This is a genomic window from Sphingobacterium sp. 18053 (assembly GCF_902706145.1).
Classification (GTDB): Bacteria; Bacteroidota; Bacteroidia; order Sphingobacteriales; family Sphingobacteriaceae; genus Sphingobacterium; species Sphingobacterium paramultivorum.
The window spans coordinates 716,549-736,881 of record NZ_CACSJW010000003.1; the positions used below are offsets into that span (position 1 = coordinate 716,549).

Here is a 20,333-nt window from a genome sequence, read left to right on the forward strand (position 1 = left end):
CATCAGGGCATTTTTTTTATATACTCCCCATCACACATAATGCACTGAGCGTTGGCGCATCTTTCCCGCCTTCATCTTCCAGCGTAATGGCAAAAGCCTGGGCCTGGGGAATATCGAGCATCTTACTTGCAGTGTCTCCTTTTGAGTCCAATGGAACAACACCTGCATTAACAGGTTTACCGTCAACCATTGCCCACAGCTGATATTGCTTTCCTTTAGGTGCAACTGGCATGTGCTCAATGCTTAGATAAACTGCCTTTGATGCCTGATCCCAAAATACCAAGGCACGGTAGTCGGGTGTATGCTCAACTCCCTTAAGAGGGATCGTTTTTATCGTTGGATTTTGAACGAGGGTCCATTTATCCTGTAAGGTTGCGAGTTTTTCTTGTTCAGCATCAAGTAAGGACGTTGTCTGATTTAACTTATTTGCTGTATCCTGTTTACGTTGATATAAGAAAATATTGGCACCAATACTAACCGCTAACAATAGACTCGCGGCAACCGTCCATGTGTAAGATCGAGCACCGAGCGTTTTCTTGTCGGCATCGATAGCAATTACTTCGTTATGGACTGTCGAGGCGGGGGCAAGTACTTCGTTGACTTCCTGATCTTCGCTTGGCACTAGATTTTCCGCTATGAGTTTATTCCATATATCTTGTTTGAACTGCATAGGCATCTCCATCGCTTGGCTATCAGCCAACTCTTCGAGTGCAATTTCTGCTTCGATGATGGCTTGTTCCACTTCGACATTATTTTTTCGAATACAATTCAAGATGCTCACTTCCTCTTCAGAAGCCAGCCCCAAAACGTACGATTCAATAATCCCCGACGATATGTATGCTCTAATATCCAAAATTAACGATACTCCTTTAGTAATTGTTGTAACTGTATAAATGCCGCTCTGGTACGAGTTTTTACCGTTCCCAGCGGGACATCAAGTTGTTCAGCTATTTCTTGTTGTGTATATCCTTCATAGTAGGCCATCTCAATCAAGATACGCCATTCAGGCTTCAATTTATCTAAAATATTTCTGAATCCAATAAAATCTGCTTTCGTATGTAGTTCGCCCTGACTTTGATCTTGTTCTTCCTCTCTATTTACGATATTTGAAAGCGGTTGGTTTTTCTGTTCGTTTACGATCGCTTTTGATTTTCGATGATCGAGGGCTGTATTACGGGCAATGTTGATCATCCAGGTATAAAGACGGCCTTTTTCAGCATCGAAAACATCGATGTGTCGCCAGATTTTGACAAATACGTCTTGTATGACTTCTTCCGCATGCTCAGTTGAGGCCACTATACGACAAACCACACCAAAGAGCGCATTGGCATAGTGATCGTAAAGATAACTAAAAGCCTGCTGATTCTTCTTTTTCAACAAAAGAATCAATGTTTCTTCAGAAAGGTTATGTAATGGACTCAAATTTCACGCTTATAATGATCTAAAGATGGATATTAAAAATCAGAAAAAAAAGCAACTAAAATAAAATAAGTTAAAGTACCTATAAAACAGGTTAAAATACCTACTATACCATAGCATATATGCGGATGGCATTTGTTATTAGTATTTTACATTACTCAATTCCTGTTTTTGGTTACTTAATTCCACTAGTAGTCCCACTAGAACGGATCAATTTAACTTAATTAGGCCAGATAATCAGCTTGTAGTTTTCATTTTCCGCTAATCTGGTATCCACAGTTAGATTTACTAAAATTTATCTAATAGCTTAATTTACAAGAAGAATTCCCCTTAGAAATTGGATTTATCAACAGCATATCACATGTCGCCAGATAAAATTCATCAATTAACTGGATAATCAAATCATCTCTTTCGTTATTAAAAGCTAGTCCCACCCAATTTTTGGAGGGAAGATATTTACTCCGAGTCCATTGAACAGGCTGTTCTAGTTGTTTTTCTGAACGTAACCATTCTAATCCACTATCATTGAAATATATCTTTTCATTTGACAAATCCATCACGATGAAAGGTCTTTTCTTAAAATAGAAAATACTCATATCAAGATCTGCAATTACATTCATTCGAATATGTTTTTTGAGATGCATATATGCATTTATACGGGTTAGTGTTGACATCTATTTATCTTATTGGCTATAAAATCATCATAAATTTCCATGAACATTCAAAGCAGGCGAAGTGTTCATCAGACGAGAATCAAAGATATTCGAACCAGCGGTGTAAGTGGGGGTATATTTTGTTCTAATAGGTGGAAAAAAATATTAATGTAAGTTGAAATTACGACGGATAAAACCACTAATTTACCAAGCGAAAGGATATGTGTCAGTTTGCCCCTTACAGGTTTCGGCGAATCGTAAAATCCCTGCACGGATTGTAAATACCACCATTGAACCAGTGTTGCAATGGTTTAAATTTGATAAACAACAAAAGATATGCGGAAAGAAAGTAAAAGCACGTCATTCATTAAAAAAATTCTAGGCTTAATTAGTCTTATCCTTATGGTAACAAATAGTAAAGCACAGCAAGTCACGCACTATTTTCCAAGCGGAAAAGATAAGGCAAAGACAATCAGTGGACAGTATGGTGGTAATAGCGGAATTTGTCTTTTTGAAGATGGCAAATTTCTGTTATATGGTTATGCTACATCTGTTTTCGGGTCCTATGTTTTTGAAAAAGATTACCTGCTTTTCTATCCGGATGAAGCCCCTTTATTTCAACTGTATGGGCGTCACAATGCTAACTTCAAAGACAGTACTCGTTTCAATCTGGCAGGTTTTGAAAGCGGAAAAACCTATGTACAATTTGATAATGACAGTACAAATCGGGTTTTCAATGACAAAGCAAACTGTTTCAGCCCTCCTTTTGTTCATCAGGAATCCAAACCGGTTCAATCGCTTAAATTCATTGTACAAAGTCAGTATATGGAAGATGATAGCACTTATCAAGTCTTTCAGTATACCAATGAAGCAAAATTCAATGATTTTATAGCTGCTTATAACAAGCCCCAACGTGCACGTCAAAATTTCAGCGCTTACCTATATTTGGCTGAAGGTAATAAATTAGCTATCAGGCTCTCCAATTATGGTGGAGAAAGAGGTTTTTTAAGAGAAAATCAAGACGGTTCAAATCAAGAGCATTGGAACGAAATATTGACCATGAAGAAGGATTATGATCAGTCAAACTATATCGACCCCACAGAAATATTTAGCAATGCACATTACACAACATTTTACCCTGACCTCGAACAGTACATTTTAGATCCTGTCACCAAAAGATATATCAGCAAGTTTGCATCAGACAATGAAGCTTTTTTTGCAGGAAATCCTGAGCAAGACGATCGGTATTTAAATAAGTACATCCGGCAGGGTCTGTCCTTTCTGCAAGATGAAAGATTCGATAAATCAAAACTAGCTAAGACCAGCTTATTCTTTACGAGCTGTGACGAACCTCAAAAATCATATCATTATGAAAATGGATCACAGCAATAATCACTCAAAAGCCACAGCAATGATCCAAATAGGATTTTAGCACTATTAAGAGTGACAAACAGTGACATAAACGGCGATTAATACTAGCGAGACCTCTTAAATATGGCTTAATTTTGGTAGTAATAACCGGATAACATATACACTAGTTTTATTTCGGCAAAGATGATGAATTATATAACGATTATTATTGGACTAGGAATTTGCTCACTAGCAAGTTGTGCAACGCAAAAGGAAAGTATTGCAAATAGAAAAGAGACAGAAAGTGTATCCTTAGCTGAGGGACAAATAAAATCATTGCGAGAATATCCGATCAAGATCAAATTTAATGGTATTTCAGAAGATAGCCGTTGCCCTGAAGGCGTCAACTGTATCTGGTCTGGAGTTGCAGTAGCAGAAATTGAGATCGCAGAAAAAGCAACCAAACCCACGATCATAAAGCTCGCTACAATAGATTTACAGGATAGAGGCTATCAAAGAACTGCCAATACCAACGGATATACCATTTCATTACAAGATATCGCCCCTTATCCGAACAAGGAACAAGGGACACAAACGCTACGGGGTAACTACAAAATCTCTGTTATCGTACAAAAAACTGTAAAATAAGCCCGCAGCGGTTCGCCAGTAATCGTACTATGGCAATAGTCATTGAAGAATGACCCAATTCTATTGAAGAATGACTCAATTCTTAAAAATACCAATACATATATTTTAATTATATGCATGGATACTTATTGGTTCATTCCTTGAAAAATAATACCTTTGCCAAAACCTCATTTATGAAAAAGTTTTTTAAATTTATTAAGATCACATTTTTTTCTATACTGGCCATTACTGGGTTATTATTCCTCTATTTTTTCATTTCCAATCGGATATTTATAGGAAATACCACTGCGGAAAATATAGCGTATCTCAAGCTCCATAAAACGGAGATTAAGGATCGTATTGTAGATTCTCTATTCGACAATAGCTTCTATAACTCGGATATTTTTTTACTTGGGGAAATTCATGGCTACGCAGACAATCAAAAGTTGGACAAAGAGCTGCTATTCTATTTGAACAAAAAACTCGGTGTTAAATATTACATTGCTGAGATGGATAGTACAAATGCCAATAAACTAAACAGCTTTTTATCCAAGCCCCTAAAAGATAACGCCCTACTCAAAGATGTGGTTAGCTCCATTCGCAAACGGATTCCGCAACAGTCTAGTTTAGAGCTATATCAAAAATGGGGTGAAATTTATGATTATAACCGCAACCTTCCCGATTCGGCAAAAATCACTGTTATTGGCATAGACAAAAGCTTTACAGCGGATAAATCTGACGTGTCCAGGGATTCAGCTATGCTATTAAATTTGGAAAATTATATTAAAAATCACCATATCGATGGTCAAAAATTATATGGATTATTTGGTTTCTTTCATGTTTTACAAAAAGGAAAGGATGCAACCAACGATCCTTTTGCTACACGCCTGAAAAATAAAGGATATAAGGTCTCTAGCTTTGTTAGTTATACCATTGCTAGTGAAATGTATCTCCCAAAGAATCCTCAATTTCCAACCCCTGCAGATGAAAAAGTAGATTGGGTAAATGCAGATGGCCCACTTATGCTCGTGAAAGGCATTCAGGATCTAAAAGAATTAAGTCGACCAAATAGTATATCATTGTTTAAACTCAATGCAGCACATTCACCCTATGCTACTTCTCAAAATTTAATAACTGTAAAATCACGGCTTTTTGGCGAGAATATCATACCCGCTGAGAAAACTCATACAACTGATTTTTTTCAATATGTATTTTTGTTGCGAAATTCAAAGGCCTTAACAAAACTTGATTAGGACAGCAAGCATTTCATCGAAAAATCGGGTAAACAGGCCGTCTGCAGATCATGTGATCAAAGAGACAAGTATCCTAATGAAAAATATTCCATTCATAAACAGGATGATCCGTATTTAAAAGAAGGAATCTAGCTTATCGACTTGCAAGATATCACTTTGGTTTATATATTTGCGACATCATAAGAAATCCTAATGCGGAAGTGGCGTAATTGGTAGCCGCACCAGACTTAGGATCTGGCGCCGCGAGGCGTGGGGGTTCGAGTCCCTTCTTCCGCACAAAAAAACTCCCGAGCTCATAAGTTCGGGAGTTTTTTTTTAGAAATTAGTTCTTAGCTACACGATTTAAACCGACCAGTCAAATGGTTTTGTACAAGGATCACATTCAAATTTTAAAACCTTGCCTAGACTTTTGGCTTTTTTCCCTTTTTTCACAAATACATACGCTAAATCTACATATTCTTCCACTTCCACTCCGCTTTCGTCTCTACCTTTTACGATAACAGAATAATATTTCCCATCAGGATATTGCTTGAAAAATACTTCGTTTACAGTAATCTTTTTCGGTGCTTGATTGTCGCAGCAGCTACACCATAAAATAACAATGGGTTCTTTCTTAAGATATGCAACTGCGGTTTCCGCTTGTTTTTGTGTTAGGGCCTGGAGTTGGTCTGCTTTTGAGAATAAGGCTGTGCATAACAACAAAAGAAGAAAAACGGTCTTTTTCATACAAATAGTTTTAAGTTTAAAAGAATTCATCAGCAAAGACTATGCCTGTAGATGCACGAAAAATAACAGCAGCTTTCCTTAGGAATGAAATAGTCGGTTATTTCTTCGCTAATTCTGGTCAGCGTATTGGATTTACCCTAACAGAAAGACCTTATAAATTAACAACTTAAAAAACCTGTTCTCAAGATACAAACGGTGTCCCTAATAGATGGCGTTAGTATCTTGAGAACAAATTAATATTTTATTTTTCCCAAACCAATGCACTTGCGCCAAGAATAGCAGCATCAGCTTCTTCCAATTCACTAAAGACAAGTTTCACTTTATTCCTAAACAAAGGAAAAAGATTTCTTTCCATATGCAGCTTCGCAGGTTTTAAGATAAAATCACCAGCTTTAATTACCCCACCAAATAGGAGAATTGCTTCAGGAGATGAAAACATCACAAAATTGGCCAAGGCCTCACCCAGCTTCTGTCCCGTATATCTAAATACTTCGATGGCAATCGCATCCCCTTTCAAAGCACATTCATGAACAGTCTTGGAATTTATAGCATCTTCTGGATACTGATTTAACATCGACTCAGGAAATTCAGCTCTCATTTTCTTTGCCGTGATCGTTATTCCTGTCGCGGATGCATAAGCTTCTAAACTTCCTTCAGAACCTGTGCTCCAATGCTTCCTTCCTCCAGGTTTAACAATGGTATGGCCTAATTCTCCAGCAAATCCGTCATGACCATAGATAAGCTTTCCGCCGGCGACGATACCGCTGCCTACACCTGTCCCTAGGGTAATCATAATAAAATCTTTCATTCCCCGCGCTGCACCAAAAAGCATTTCACCATAGGCTGCAGCATTGGCATCGTTGGTTATGGTACAGGGAATGTTAAACTTAGCGGTCATTAAATCACTGAATCGAATGACACCCTTCCAAGGAAGATTTGGCGCATGGTCTATGGTTCCAGTATAATAATTCGCATCCGGAGCACCAACGCCAATTCCATCAAAGCTATCTTTACCTCCAAAATTTTCAATTAAAGGAGATGCTTTTTCATACAACGCATCGATAAACTCCTCTACTGTCTCATAATCATCTGTTTTTATGCTTCCCTTTTCAAGTACTTCACCGCGATGATTGACCACGCCAAATTTCGTATTGGTCCCTCCGATATCTATTCCCAACGCTACGCGTCTTGATAAATCTATTAACGACATTTCTATTTCTTGTTTCTTAGTTCTAAAATTACTAAAAGATAATATTTTATGAGCAGTCGACAAAATCTTCTTGCCATTTTATACCTGTAGGGAACGCTATTTATGATCACGAGCAATCCGATCAAAGTTGGATGTGTCCGGCATCGCTACTTTATTTTACCGCCTACGCACAACAAATTACCAAAGGCGGCATAGTTTTAGCACGTTAAGAATAGTTTAGGCCCTATATTTATATTTTTTAGTACAACAATAAATTTATGAATAAAATATTACGATTTTTTGATCTACACCAAGGTGAAGAAAAAAAGGAAGCTGTTCTGGAAAATGTTGTCAGCAATATTTCTTTTCGCGGAGCTAATGCCTGGATTCTAGCCTGCGCGATTGTAGTGGCGTCTGTTGGATTGAACGTAAATTCTACTGCCGTCATTATAGGAGCCATGCTGATATCTCCGTTAATGGGGCCAATAGTAGGAGCTGGATTTGCCTTAGGGACTTTTGACTTTCCGTTATTAAAAAAATCGTTAAAAAATCTACTGATCGCCACATTGATCAGTTTAGTCGTGTCGTTTATCTATTTTCTTTTAAGTCCCTTCAAAGAGGCACAATCTGAATTACTAGCACGCACATCACCCAATATTTACGATGTCATGATTGCAATCTTCGGTGGTCTGGTCGGTGTCATTGCTATTACAAGAGTGGATAAGGGCAATCCAATTCCCGGAGTAGCAATTGCAACAGCCCTGATGCCTCCGCTCTGTACCGCGGGCTATGGGCTCGCAATAGGCAATTTCAGCTATTTCGCCGGCGCATTATTCCTATATATAATAAACTGTGTTTTTATCTGCATTTCGACCTTTGTGATTGTCAAATATTTACGGTACCCCAAAACACATTATGTCGATCAGCAACGGGAAAAAAGAATTACGCAAAGTATTACCATCATCACAATTATACTTGTATTGCCGAGCGTATATTTTGCCTACAATCTACTGCAAGAAAAAAAATACACAAACAAAGTAAATCAGTTCGTTCAACAAGAATTGAGCAATAAAGGTTATACGGTTATTTATGAAAAACTGGAGATGAATGGTAATCCAAAGAAATTAGAACTGGCTTTCTTATCAAAAAAATTCAGCAAAAAAGAAGTTGAGTCTCTACAACACAGCATGGAAACATTTGGGATTACCAATACCTCGCTGGTTATTCATCAGGACAGTTTAGACCTAAAATCGAGTATTCTTAGCGAAATCGATAGGCGTACCGCTGCTGTAAGTGAAAAAGACCTTACCATAAGAGCTCTCAATAATGAACTTACCAAATACCAATTGGCCAATCCACAGCTCGATCGGGATATCTTGGTATTGTTCCCCGAACTAAGCTCCTATAGCATTGGTATACAACAGCATTACAGCAAAAAGGATAGCTTAGCCAACCTTGTCGCATTTATTTATTCTACCAAAACTCCGCTATCTCAAACACAACAGGAAAAGCTACAACAATGGCTACAAAATCATTTTCCGAAAGATAGTGTGGAAATTATACGTAAATAGACTTGAGTCAGCTCGTTCTATGCCGACGATCTGACGGTTTAAACAAGCTCTTTCTTCACTTCCTGAAATCCACTACCTTTTAAGACAATTAGCCGTACAACACTGATATCTGCCTTTCTTTCACAATCGACTAGTTTTCCGGAGACAGTTTCGAACTATTTTTACTGCTTGCGGTCGCTGTGCTTATTTATGGAATCATTCTTTGGTGGACCTGGCGGAGTCGTTAGCTTTCGATGATCCTTACTGTTTTAAAAGAGCTGCATCTCTTATAAAGATTTCAACCCTGCTCCGATCTTTCTCATTTAATTTGACATAACCTTTTACAATAACAGGATTCTCTTTTAACCACACTTTATTGTTGTCGCTCAGCGTAACCTCCACCATTGGTGGAATACCATTTTGTCCGCAAAACATACATTGCTGCACTGGCAAAACCGACAAAAGGAACCTATTATGGCGAAGACCGGCCTTTAACGGTACCATATAGCCTTGCAACTCTACACTTGTTCCATCCAGTTTCGCCAGCTTACTCGGAAAATAGGGGGTGTAAACCGTCTTGCCATTAACCTTGTTAACTTTATAGAGCATAGTGTCAAAGGTTTTCCAAACCTCATTCATCAAAGGCTTATGATCGACCAAATGTTGTGATTCCGTTACCCCTTGAGAAAAGACTGGATTAGTTTTACTTCCTGCAATAACAAACAAAAAAACTAGAATAAATTGCTTAAACATAACGTATTAAAGATTTGTCTATCAAATATAGTTAAAAAACACAAAAGCAACCATATTGCATTTACTGTTTTTTAACTATATTTATAACACGAATAGCGCTATGAAATGACAACTCCATTTGACAATAGGCAACAGGTATAATCAGCACGATTTGATAAAAATTAATATATGAACACATTATTAAAAAAAGATGCGGCATCCAATCCGGAAGATTTAGGAGACCAACACATGATGACTTCAATGGATACTCCCTTACGCTCCGATGCATTTGATCGAACAGACGAAGAAAAAATCAACAAGATATCTCAACTTTTTAAGGGCATTATGTATGAACTTGGCCTCGACCTCCAAGACGACAGTCTGAGCGGAACGCCCTATCGTGTAGCAAAAATGTATATCAACGAATTGTTTTATGGCCTTAATCCGGTTAACAAGCCCAAGCTGTCCACCTTCGAAAATCGCTATGGCTACAATAAGCTATTGATAGAAAAAGACATACGGGTAAATTCAGCCTGTGAACACCATTTTTTACCAATCGTAGGGCGGGCACATATAGGCTATATCCCCAAAGACCGCGTAATAGGACTATCAAAAATAAACCGCATTGTAGACTATTATGCGCATCGCCCACAGGTGCAGGAACGTCTTACTTTACAGATTTACAATGAGCTCAGATGTACCTTAGCAACAGATGATATTATTGTTGTGATTGATGCCGATCATCTCTGTGTCTCCGCTCGGGGTGTCAAAGACACTAGCAGCAGTACAACAACACTGGAATACAGCGGTATATTCTTATCAGAAAGTAAACGAAACGAATTTTTCAATTTATTGAAATAAGATCTGCCTTTCCCCAACTTTCGTTGGGATAATAACAGAAGCAGATTAAATGTATAATCATCGCAAATGAATACAGCTCATGCTCGTCCAGTAACCATTTTAACTGGCTTTTTAGGTGCAGGAAAGACGACTTTTCTAAATGCCCTAATGAAATCCTATCCGAAAAAACGTTTTGCTATCATTGAAAATGAGATAGGACAACTAAATATAGATAGCTCCTTGCTCAATGAAAACTATGGACAACTGGTAGCACTCCAAGAGGGATGTCTCTGTTGTACGCTGAACGATGAACTTTACACCGCACTCGAATCGCTCTATCAAAAACAGGACAGCTTTGATGAACTCGTTATTGAATGTACAGGTCTTGCTATACCCGATGCTATAACAGAACCCTTTACAATGCATCCAATGTTTAAGAACTACTTCCCATTAAAAAAAATTATTTGTTTGGTTGATGCTGCACTTATTGAAGATCAGATCAAGGAAAGGGATGAAGTGTTACGGCAAATCACGGCCGCCGACGTCATTATCATCAACAAAACGGAAGCGGTACATTCAGCATATTTGAGCTATTTAAGCAACTACTTAGCACATGTAAACCCACTTGCGAAAACTCTCCAGTCAACAGTAACGGAGGGATTTCCTTTCGAAATAATTGAAGGAATAAAGTACACAAAAAAAATAGAAGCTTTTTCTTTTCTGAAGAATGTTAATCTAAGCAGTTCAATGATACTTGGCAAATCAAGTCTGACAAAACAACATCTGAGTGATATTGCAACGCGCGTCTATACTTTTGCTGAAGAATTTAATTTCGTAAACCTTTTTCTCGGCTTGAGCAAACTTGTCGGCAAGTATCCAAACAAAATTTACCGAATGAAGGGAATTGGTTATAAAAAAGATGAAGAAAATAAAATCATTATACAGACAGTCGGTTCACGTGTCGATATGGACTACGGTAACCATTGGAAAAAGGATGAAAGAAAAATGAATACACTGGTATTTATTGGAAAAGAGCTGGATAGCCTCTCCATACAAGACCTCCTGATACGTATGTTAACCATCAAAGAGAAGCAATAAACGATTTATAGAAACGATTGTCTACGTAAAAAGAGCTCTCGAATTTGCGTCCGAGAGCTCTTTCCATGACTAATTCCGCTTACTTTGTATTTTATTTAATAAGCCAAATAATGTCATTTTGGGTATCTGATCCATTAAACTGACGTTGCAAAGCTTCTTTCAAGTAAGTTTCGTTGGTACTGTATTCGGTCTTAGGGTATGCCCACCGTTTCGGTATCTGGTTATTATTGGCATTCGAAGGTCCTATATCAAAAACTGGCACTCCTGTCCGGCGCTGCTCAAAAAATGCCTGTTTTCCTGAGTTTTCAAAAAATGCCACATATTTTTGTGTTAAGATCTGCTTTAACCCTTCCGCATTGTTTCCTTTGTAAGGATTTGCCTGTAAGAATAAATTGATCTTGTCTTGAGAAACTCCGTAGAACAGCATCGACTGACTTATCCCCGACTGAAATCTTACCGCAGCATCTCCGCTAGCCCAACCGCGATTGATACCTTCTGCCAGGGCAAATTGGACTTCGGAGGCACCAAGTTGAATAGACGGAACCCCCGACGGCGAAGCGAGCCAATAATCGAAATTGATCATAGATAGCTGTCCATCCGCCGCTTGTTTTAGCAAGGTACTCTGTAGGTCGCCTGTTTTCCCGCCATTGTATACGTCGAAGGGGCGCGTAGGATCAGAAGGCATCGCCGAAGCCGGCAGTGCCTGAATCAACAATCTTGGATCCTGTAAAGTCTTTAAAATATTCAGGTAGGTTGCTCCCAATGTGTTTCGCACATCCTTTTTTATAATCACACCGTCTGTTGGCCACAGCGGATAGGTGTTAATATTATTGTAAAGGAGTTGAAAATTATCCCGATTTTCAAGAATCAGCGGGTATTTGGTTGGATTCGCTAAAACTTCCGCAAAGCGTTCCTTCACCCGCAATGCGGGACTATCATCGGCACGTTTGCTGAGGCTAATTAAAACACGTAGCTTAAATGAGTTGACCAGTTTCTGCCACTGCTCAGGCTTGCCATTGTAAAAGAAATCGCCATCTAATGTATTGCCTTTTTCTTTTAGATTTGCTAGTTCATTATTCGCCTCCTCAAGCCAGCTAAGCACTTGCTGGTATACCTCCAACTGGGTATTGTATTTGGGGGCAAAATTGCCAGCTGATTCACCTTGCAGAGCCTCTGTCAATGGAATATCACCAAACATTTCAGTCGTTCGGGCAAAGAAATAAGCCTTGAAAAATTTGGCCATGGTCATATAAACAGCACTCAATTCAGGAGTTTTTGCAGCTTCGATTTCCATACGGTACACATCACGCAATATACCATAGGGCGTTTCAAAAGAGCCTGTAGTCCATCCATAAGGCTGCCCCGCATAATAGGCCTCATTTTGTGTCATGTACTGATTATGTCGATGATCTTCACTCCATGGCGCATCATAAGAACGCATGAGTATTCCTGTAAACAAAAGTTTTGGAGCAGGATTATATACAGCCGCTGGGTCTTTTTGTAGATCCGTTATCTTTTTACAGGAACTGAAAGAGCACCCGAACAGGAGAAGAATGAGAGTGGATTTAAAGTACTTCATTTTTAAAAATTTTGACTAAGTTTTTAGAAGGTTACATTAAGATTTAGACCAAAGCTCTTTACTGATGGTGTCTGGTAGTCTGAGCTAGCACTGGTGAATTGGTCCAAATCCATATTTTGGGTACCTTTTCCAGTGAAATACAGCAAATTCCTACCGACCACTGAAACACTTGCACTGCGGAAGAATCTGGAATTTTTCAACAAGTTGGCAGGTACATTATAACTGAAAACGATCTCCCGTAATTTGACAAAGGTTCGGCTTTTGGCCGTAATTGGTCCCGACTGATAGTAATTAGTGGCCCAATTTTGCCACAACACAGAAATATCATTTGGGGCAAATTCCCTTGTATCGGAAATTATCTTACCATCCTGATCTGTATTGAGCTGCCCCTTGACTATTTTTAACCCATTGGTCATGACAGTTCCTTTATAATCTTTGACATCCCTATTTTCCCAGTCCTTTAGACGATATTCATTTGCTGATTCGGGGTGTGTTCCCGATCCCCACTGTTTGGCATCCTGCACATTTTTTATTAAACCACCAAAGCGGCCGTCCACAAGAAAACTAAAACTGAAATCACGGTATCGGAAACTATTGCTGATACTAGCCGTAAATTTATTATCACTATAACCTATTCTGCTCACATAAGGATTGTAAGCTGGCAAACCATTTGTACCCACAATTGGCATTCCTTTTTCATCACGCTGAAAATCATTCACGTAATATCCGTCCCATCGTTCACCAACACGAACATTCCCCGAACGCGTTTGATGCCCATCGATGTCATGTAGCCAGGCATGATTTGTTGATGCATTGACCATTACATTCCAGCTAAAATCTTTCTGTTGAATCAAAGTCCCATCGATACTCAGCTCGATACCTTTACGCAATAAAGTCAACCCATTGGTTTGTCTCGCTCTTACACCTGAAGTAACTGACGTAGCCAATTCGATAATCCTGGGACCTTCCAGGTTTCTAAAAAAAGCAAAATCGAAACCCAGACGGTTGTTAAATAAACGAGTTTCCAAACCTATTTCAGCCGTCTTCACACGCTCTGCCACGAGATCCGGGTTAGGTAATACATCAGTATATGTTACGCCGGTCAATGAATTGGCCCAACGACCATAATTACTGTATGCCGGCAAAAGTTTATAAATATCGTACTGGGCCGATTCATTGACGAAATCACTCGCAACGTTAGCATATGCTCCACGGATTTTTAATGCGGAAATAACCTTAGGCAAAGTGACCATCTGTGAAATCACAGCGCTTAGTGAAGCCGATGGGTAGAAGTAGGTGTTATTCTTTACCGGCATCGTCGAAGATTTATCAAATCGCCCCGTTAGATTTAAGAATAACATGCTTTTATAGTCTATATCCATGAATCCATAAACACTTCCGACCTGGCGCAGGGCGCGATCGTTAGTAGACACCGTGGGCATGATCGAATTGCTTAAGTCATAAACACCGGGCACAGTCAATCCACGATCTGTACGTGCAAACAGCGATTTGACACTGACGGTTCTTAAATTACCAAATACTGAGCCTGAGAAGCCTATGCCCTCGGCGATACGGTTTTGGTATTTTAAGGAGACCTCTGTATTATTTTCCCAAAAAGTATCATAGGTTTCCTGATAACCTCCAACACGGCTTCCACCGATATTATAATTATATAAGTTGGCAGAAATTGGAATTTTAATCGTTCTATTCCTATTCCAGGTACTAGCACTTGTACGTGCATTTAATGACAATTTATCATTAAGCTTGTAATTAGCCGACACGTAACCGTAGATATCATCCTTATCATAAGTCCTCAAATTTTCATAAGCCGTCATCCAAGGATTGTCATAAATGGTGTATTCACGATTGTACTGCTGTACATTTTCTTTCCCAGGCTGCCAATAGTTGCGAAGATCATCAATATCATAATCTGCCGCTCCCCACAATGTAAGAATGTATATAGGACTATTTGGTCCATAAGCAATATTTGGATAATTTGGTGAATACTGCTTATTGTAATTTATGCTCGCATCGAAACGGAGCTTACTACCAGCGTTAATGCCTCCGGTAAGATTTATATTGGTACTTCCCAATTTCGTGTTAGGCGTAGTTCCCCGTTGAAACATCTGAGACGCAGATAAGCGTAGATCACCATGATCATTTTTGGTCGATATAGCAATATTGTTCGTACTCAAAAGACCATTCTGAAGAAATTTCTTCAAATTATCTTTTCCTTTGGCCTCCCAAGGTATGGGAATAAGCTGTCCTGTTTTTGGATCTATCGGACTGTTATATTGCGGAATAAGCTGTCCTTCAAATCGGGGTCCCCAAATGTTGTAATCGTTGTCATTGATTCCACCCCCACGACCATCTTTAAAAGCATATTGATAATTTGAACCCGGGCCATATTCGGTTTGAATTTTTGGTATGGCATTATACCCCGTCTGCAATTGTGTACTTGAGTTAAATTCAACCTGGAAACCTTTATCCTGTGATTTTGCTCGTTTTGTCGTTATCACAATCGCTCCATTTTGACCTCTGTTCCCATATAATGCCGCAGCATTTGCCCCTTTTAAGACAGAGTAGGATTCGATATCATCCGGACTAAGATTCCATGAGTCGGTATTAATCGGCATGCCATCGACCACAATAAGAATATTACTCCGACCACGTAACGTGATACCCGGGTCTCCAAATAAGTTTGTACTCGGTGTAATTGTTAAGCCAGACACGCGTCCAGCTAAACCAGAAATAGCATTTGGTTCCCGAGCTTTAACCATCTCTTTGCCTTTTATTTCCTGCACTGAATAGCCAATAGCCTGCTTTTCTTTTTTGATACCAAGCGCAGTTACAACCACCTCATTGAGGGATTGTTGGTTCGGTATAAGCGAAATAACGGATGAAGGTTGATTACCAACAATGAAAACCTTGGGAAGATACCCCATGTAGCCAATTCTTAGCGTATCACCGATATGTGCATCGATCACAAATTTACCGGAATGATCCGATGAAACAAGCTTAGCTAAATGAGAATTACGAATTGTTGCGCCATGAATAGCGCCTTGACTCAATGAATCGACCAGTCTCCCCTGGAACGATCGGGTCTGGCTAAACCCCTGCGTAGCCAGCATGGCCAATGACAATGTTAGGCCAGTAACTTTAGGTGAAATTGAATAGGATAGTTTGAACATAATCGCTTACTTATAGATGAAAATGTAAGCAATATTAAACATCGTTTATTAATACTAAACTAAATTCATATTAAGTTTAGTATTTCCATATTAAGTTTAGTATTTCTTCTTGTCCTAAAACAACTTAGCTAAGTCAGATAGTGGAGCGTTCAACAACACATCAAAGGATGTACTTTAAAAAGTACATCCATGTTATTCGTTAGCAAACGAATAACATGCTACTCTACCCGATTAGTTTAATAAAATGACAGATAATGATCAAATTTACTTGTTGCTGAATTAGAATTTTCCGTCATTTGTGTAAATGATTTTTTTAGCTTAAAAAAAATCACAGCTAATTATTGACATGGCTGCTACAAATCGAATTACCCGGAGCAAATAACATAAGCTATTTTACCCGTAATTTGTGCGTACTCCCAGATTGAATTATTGAAAATCATACAACATTAAAACAACAATGAAAAAATTAACACTTGCCCTAATTTTCTTGGCTGGAGTCTACACACAGCATGCGGAAGCACAGACAGCAGGTACAGGATCCGACAAAGGACTTGATCTGAGCTTAATGGACAAATCTGTACGTCCACAGGATGACTTTTACAACTACGTAAGCGGGACCTGGATGAAAACGGCTAAAATTCCTTCTGACAAACCCACTTGGGGAAGCTTCAATAAATTGGCAGAAGATACGGACAACAATTCGATGAAAATTCTGAACTCACTTTTAAAAGATAAATTTCCTGAAGGAAGTGAGGGTAAAAAAATACAGGACCTGTATGCTTCTTACATGAACTTACAGAAAAGAAATGCAGACGGTATTAAGCCGATTCAGGGAAATTTAAACAAAATCGACGCGATTAAAAACCTAAAAGATCTTCAGAATTATTTAACTTCCGTAACGAAAGAAGGTGAGAATAATTTCTATGGCTGGGGGGTCTACGCTGATTTAAAAGATTCCAAAATGAACGCGGTCTACTTAGGAGATGCCTCCTTAGGACTAGGAAGAGATTATTATCAAAAAGAAAATGAAAAAAATACCGAAGCTATTGCCGAGTATCAAAAATATGTAGCTTCCATGTTAACCGAATTAGGCTATAAAAATGCTGATGCTGCCGCAAAAGGAATCGTTGACTACGAAAAAAGCATTGCGAAGACCTACTTGACCAATGAACAAAGCCGTGATAATACGTTACAGTACAATCCGCAGACCATGGCAGAGTTAACCGCCTTGGTTAAAAATGTAAATCTACCTGAGTACCTTAAAAAAGTAGGTGTCAATACAGAAAAAGTAATCATTGGGGAATTAGGTTATTACAAGAACTTCGATAAATTGGTCAGTGCACAAAACCTTCCTGTTATTAAAGATTACTTAAAATTCCATATGATCAACGGTAGTGCCTCTTATTTAAGCGAAAAATTAGGAGACATGCGATTTGCTTTTTATGGTAAGTATTTAAGAGGTCAACAAGAACAAAGAGCATTAAATAAAAGAGGATTTGAACTGATCAATTCCACATTAGGTGAAGCTTTCGGAAAATTATATGTCGAAAAATATTTTCCAGCTGAGGCTAAAGCACAAATGGTCGAATTGATCGACTATTTAAAGAAAAGTTTTGCAGTCCATATCAACGATTTAAGCTGGATGTCTTCGGCTACAAAAGGAAAAGCGCTTGAAAAATTAAACAAATTCACTGTAAAAGTTGCCTATCCTGACAAATGGAAAGATTATTCTAAATTGAATATTCTATCTGAAAATAAAGGCGGTAATCTGTATGCTAACCTCCAAAATATCACCACATGGCGATATGAAAAGGATCTGGCTAAAATTGGTAAGGCTGTTGACAAATCAGAATGGGGAATGACTCCACAAACAGTAAATGCCTATTACAATCCCGTAAACAATGAGATCGTGTTTCCGGCCGCTATTCTTCAACCGCCATTTTTTAACCCACAAGCTGACGCAGCTGTCAATTTCGGTGGTATAGGTGCCGTAATTGGCCACGAAATGAGCCACGGATTTGACGACTCGGGCGCACAATTTGATGCGGACGGAAACTTGGTAGACTGGTGGACACCAGAAGATAAAGCCAATTTTGAAAAAGCAACAAAAACACTCGCAGCTCAATACGATAAATATGAACCTGTAAAAGGCACTTTCGTCAACGGAACATTTACAAACGGTGAAAATATCGCGGATTTAGGAGGTGTAAACATTGCTTACGATGCACTTCAACTATATTTAAAAGATAAGGGAAACCCAGGTGAAATAAGTGGATACACGCAAGATCAACGCTTTTTCCTAAGCTGGGCAACTGTATGGAGAACCCTATCCAGTGAAAAATATATGGTCAATCAAGTTAAAACTGATCCACACTCTCCAGGATATTTCAGAAGTTTTGGTCCATTGATCAATGTTGACGCTTTTTACAAAGCTTTTGATGTTAAACAAGGAGACAAACTATACAAGTCACCGGAAGAAAGAATTAAAATTTGGTAATAAGCATTATACAGGGGCTGTCTCAAAAATGGACTGCCCCCAAAAGATTGGACAAATTTAGTTAATTAGATTTGTAATAATGAGCTCGATATTCTGTCGGGCTCATTCCATTTAAATTTAGTTTTATCCGTTGATTATTGTAATAGGAGATATAATCTTCTATTTCGCTTTTTAACTTCTCTGTTGATTCATATTGTTTTAGATAGAACAGCTCTGATTTTAAAGTTCCAAAGAAATTTTCAATTACAGCATTATCAAGGCAATTTCCTTTTCTGGACATGCTTTGAGTGATTCCGTTTTCTTTGAGCCACTGTTGATACTTCTGCATTTGATATTGCCATCCCTGATCTGAATGTAAAATCAACTGTGAGGATACTTTTGCAAAAGGAAGTGATTTTTTCAACATGTCCATTACCGCCTTGAACACCGGTCTGTCAGTAAGCTCATAACTGATAATTTCCTGATTGAACAGATTAATGATCGGGGTAAGGTAGAGCTTTCTTCCCCTGACTTTGAACTCTGTAACATCAGTAGCCCATTTTTGGGCTGGGCTGTCAGCCTTGAATTCCCTGTTAAGGATATTGGGAGCTATCTTGCCCAGGTCACCCCGGTAGGACCGGTATTTTTTCACCCTGATCAGGCTCTTCAGCTTCATTTCTCCCATCAGCCTAAGCACGGCCTCATGGTTGATGCTCACTTCATATCACCTGAGCATCAGTGCGATACGGCGATAGCCAAAGCGCCCCTTATGGTCATGGTATATCCTGCTGATCAGGTTCCTTACCCGTTCATACCTGTCAGGTTGTCCAGATTTCCCGGAGTAATAATAAAAAGTACTCCTTGCCATTTTAACACAGCTCAACATGGTATCCAGGTCGAATTGATGCCTTAGCTCCATTATGGCTTGCGCTTGTTTTCTTCTTGAGCTAAGGCTTGGAGCTTTTTTAGCAAAGCATTTTCCGCCCGTAAATACTCATTCTCCTGCAAAAGTTCCTCTTCACGCGTGAGTGGTTTATTCGTTTTCCCGGCCTTTCGCTTGATCTGTTGGTTTGCTTTCTTAGTCATAGGTTGTCTTCCTTTAGCCCGCGGCTCCAATCCTGCCGGACCAAACTCATCCAGTCTTTTCTGCCAGTTGATAATGTGGTCATCCGAGGAAAGGTCGAAGCGCACGCGAGCCTCTTTCAAAGATAAACTTTCTTCACGGATTGCGTTAAGGACTGACAACTTAAAAGACGGGCTAAAGATCCTTTTCCCTTTTTTGGGAAGAAGTCCTGCAGATCCATGATACTTATATATCCTATACCAGGTATCAAGTAACGAATAGGTGATTCCTAATTCTCTGCCAAGAGATTTTGCAGAGCGATAATGCTCATCCATCTGTTTAACACAGCTCAGCTTAAATTCAAAACTGTGCTTCTTTTTCTTATTCATAAAAAATGCCCCCAGAAAGTGTCTAACTTTTTGGGGGCACTGCAAAAAAGGCAGCTCCTGTAGTTTTGTTTAATCCAACATATATTTCTTTTGCGCACCAACCAACCAACCAACCAACCAACCAACCAACCAACCAACCAACCAACCAACCAACCAACCAACCAACCAACCAACCAACCAACCAACCAACCAACCAAC

General features: G+C 38.9%; 18 protein-coding genes and 1 tRNA gene. 9 read left to right on the forward strand and 10 right to left on the reverse strand.

Annotation, left to right across the window (positions count from 1 at the left end; genetic code table 11):
* Positions 1 to 16 precede the first annotated feature (16 nt).
* The 3 genes from GVK91_RS09770 to GVK91_RS09780 all read right to left on the reverse strand — a co-directional run bounded on the left by GVK91_RS09770 (position 17) and on the right by GVK91_RS09780 (position 2,039).
* A complete protein-coding gene (locus tag GVK91_RS09770) occupies positions 17 to 853 on the reverse strand; it encodes an anti-sigma factor (RefSeq protein WP_159728259.1) in 837 nt (278 codons plus the stop codon).
* Positions 854 to 855: 2 nt separating this feature from the next.
* Complete coding sequence (locus GVK91_RS09775; RefSeq protein ID WP_159728261.1) at positions 856 to 1,422, reverse strand: RNA polymerase sigma factor; 567 nt, start codon at positions 1,420 to 1,422, stop codon at positions 856 to 858.
* Positions 1,423 to 1,718: 296 nt separating this feature from the next.
* Entirely contained in the window at positions 1,719 to 2,039 is a 321-nt protein-coding gene (locus GVK91_RS09780) for a hypothetical protein (protein ID WP_159728263.1), read from the reverse strand.
* A 435-nt stretch (positions 2,040 to 2,474) separates the two neighbouring features.
* Between GVK91_RS09780 and GVK91_RS09785 the strand changes: the two genes are divergently transcribed.
* From GVK91_RS09785 to GVK91_RS09800, 4 genes are all read left to right on the forward strand, one after another.
* The gene (locus tag GVK91_RS09785; RefSeq protein WP_159728265.1) at positions 2,475 to 3,464 is read left to right on the forward strand and encodes a preprotein translocase subunit SecD; all 990 of its coding nucleotides are present in this window, start codon (positions 2,475 to 2,477) and stop codon (positions 3,462 to 3,464) included.
* A gap of 162 nt (positions 3,465 to 3,626) precedes the next feature.
* On the forward strand, positions 3,627 to 4,070 hold the full coding sequence (locus GVK91_RS09790) for a hypothetical protein (RefSeq protein ID WP_200845578.1): 444 nt from the start codon (positions 3,627 to 3,629) through the stop codon (positions 4,068 to 4,070).
* 173 nt (positions 4,071 to 4,243) lie between these two features.
* Positions 4,244 to 5,302 (forward strand): hypothetical protein, encoded by a 1,059-nt coding sequence (locus tag GVK91_RS09795; protein ID WP_159728267.1) that lies wholly within the window; start codon positions 4,244 to 4,246, stop codon positions 5,300 to 5,302.
* Between the two features lie 194 nt (positions 5,303 to 5,496).
* Positions 5,497 to 5,578: transfer RNA gene (locus GVK91_RS09800), tRNA-Leu, on the forward strand.
* Positions 5,579 to 5,644: 66 nt separating this feature from the next.
* Here the strand turns inward: GVK91_RS09800 and GVK91_RS09805 are convergent.
* Together GVK91_RS09805 and GVK91_RS09810 are read right to left on the reverse strand one after the other, a co-directional pair.
* Entirely contained in the window at positions 5,645 to 6,028 is a 384-nt protein-coding gene (locus GVK91_RS09805; protein ID WP_145330466.1) for a hypothetical protein, read from the reverse strand.
* A 241-nt stretch (positions 6,029 to 6,269) separates the two neighbouring features.
* On the reverse strand, positions 6,270 to 7,238 hold the full coding sequence (locus tag GVK91_RS09810; RefSeq protein WP_088162509.1) for an ROK family protein: 969 nt from the start codon (positions 7,236 to 7,238) through the stop codon (positions 6,270 to 6,272).
* Positions 7,239 to 7,495: 257 nt separating this feature from the next.
* Here GVK91_RS09810 and GVK91_RS09815 point away from each other — a divergent pair, with 257 nt between their 5' ends.
* Complete coding sequence (locus GVK91_RS09815) at positions 7,496 to 8,788, forward strand: TIGR00341 family protein (RefSeq protein ID WP_159728269.1); 1,293 nt, start codon at positions 7,496 to 7,498, stop codon at positions 8,786 to 8,788.
* A gap of 240 nt (positions 8,789 to 9,028) precedes the next feature.
* Here the strand turns inward: GVK91_RS09815 and GVK91_RS09820 are convergent, their stop codons facing one another.
* Complete coding sequence (locus tag GVK91_RS09820) at positions 9,029 to 9,520, reverse strand: hypothetical protein (RefSeq protein ID WP_159728271.1); 492 nt, start codon at positions 9,518 to 9,520, stop codon at positions 9,029 to 9,031.
* Positions 9,521 to 9,688: 168 nt separating this feature from the next.
* Between GVK91_RS09820 and folE the strand changes: the two genes are divergently transcribed.
* Together folE and GVK91_RS09830 are read left to right on the forward strand one after the other, a co-directional pair.
* Positions 9,689 to 10,360, forward strand: a complete 672-nt coding sequence (gene folE / locus GVK91_RS09825; RefSeq protein WP_153846501.1) for a GTP cyclohydrolase I FolE — start codon at positions 9,689 to 9,691, stop codon at positions 10,358 to 10,360.
* Positions 10,361 to 10,426: 66 nt separating this feature from the next.
* Positions 10,427 to 11,437, forward strand: coding sequence for a GTP-binding protein (locus GVK91_RS09830; protein WP_159728273.1), 1,011 nt, complete (start codon positions 10,427 to 10,429; stop codon positions 11,435 to 11,437).
* A 91-nt stretch (positions 11,438 to 11,528) separates the two neighbouring features.
* Here GVK91_RS09830 and GVK91_RS09835 read toward each other — a convergent pair whose 3' ends face one another.
* Positions 11,529 to 13,016, reverse strand: coding sequence for a SusD/RagB family nutrient-binding outer membrane lipoprotein (locus tag GVK91_RS09835; protein ID WP_159728276.1), 1,488 nt, complete (start codon positions 13,014 to 13,016; stop codon positions 11,529 to 11,531).
* 23 nt (positions 13,017 to 13,039) lie between these two features.
* On the reverse strand, positions 13,040 to 16,207 hold the full coding sequence (locus GVK91_RS09840) for a SusC/RagA family TonB-linked outer membrane protein (RefSeq protein ID WP_159728278.1): 3,168 nt from the start codon (positions 16,205 to 16,207) through the stop codon (positions 13,040 to 13,042).
* Positions 16,208 to 16,664: 457 nt separating this feature from the next.
* On the opposite strand from GVK91_RS09840, the gene GVK91_RS09845 reads away from it, so the two are divergent.
* The gene (locus GVK91_RS09845) at positions 16,665 to 18,704 is read left to right on the forward strand and encodes a M13 family metallopeptidase (RefSeq protein ID WP_120336360.1); all 2,040 of its coding nucleotides are present in this window, start codon (positions 16,665 to 16,667) and stop codon (positions 18,702 to 18,704) included.
* 61 nt (positions 18,705 to 18,765) lie between these two features.
* Here GVK91_RS09845 and GVK91_RS09850 read toward each other — a convergent pair whose 3' ends face one another.
* Both GVK91_RS09850 and GVK91_RS09855 read right to left on the reverse strand, forming a co-directional pair.
* A complete protein-coding gene (locus GVK91_RS09850) occupies positions 18,766 to 19,401 on the reverse strand; it encodes an IS3 family transposase (protein WP_159728280.1) in 636 nt (211 codons plus the stop codon).
* Between the two features lie 200 nt (positions 19,402 to 19,601).
* Positions 19,602 to 20,135 carry a helix-turn-helix domain-containing protein gene (locus GVK91_RS09855; RefSeq protein WP_159728282.1) on the reverse strand — a complete coding sequence of 178 codons (534 nt, stop codon included), beginning with the start codon at positions 20,133 to 20,135 and terminating at the stop codon, positions 19,602 to 19,604.
* Between the two features lie 90 nt (positions 20,136 to 20,225).
* On the opposite strand from GVK91_RS09855, the gene GVK91_RS27740 reads away from it, so the two are divergent.
* Positions 20,226 to 20,333 (forward strand): PT domain-containing protein (locus tag GVK91_RS27740; RefSeq protein WP_159728284.1); only part of this gene is annotated, 108 nt, incomplete at its 3' end.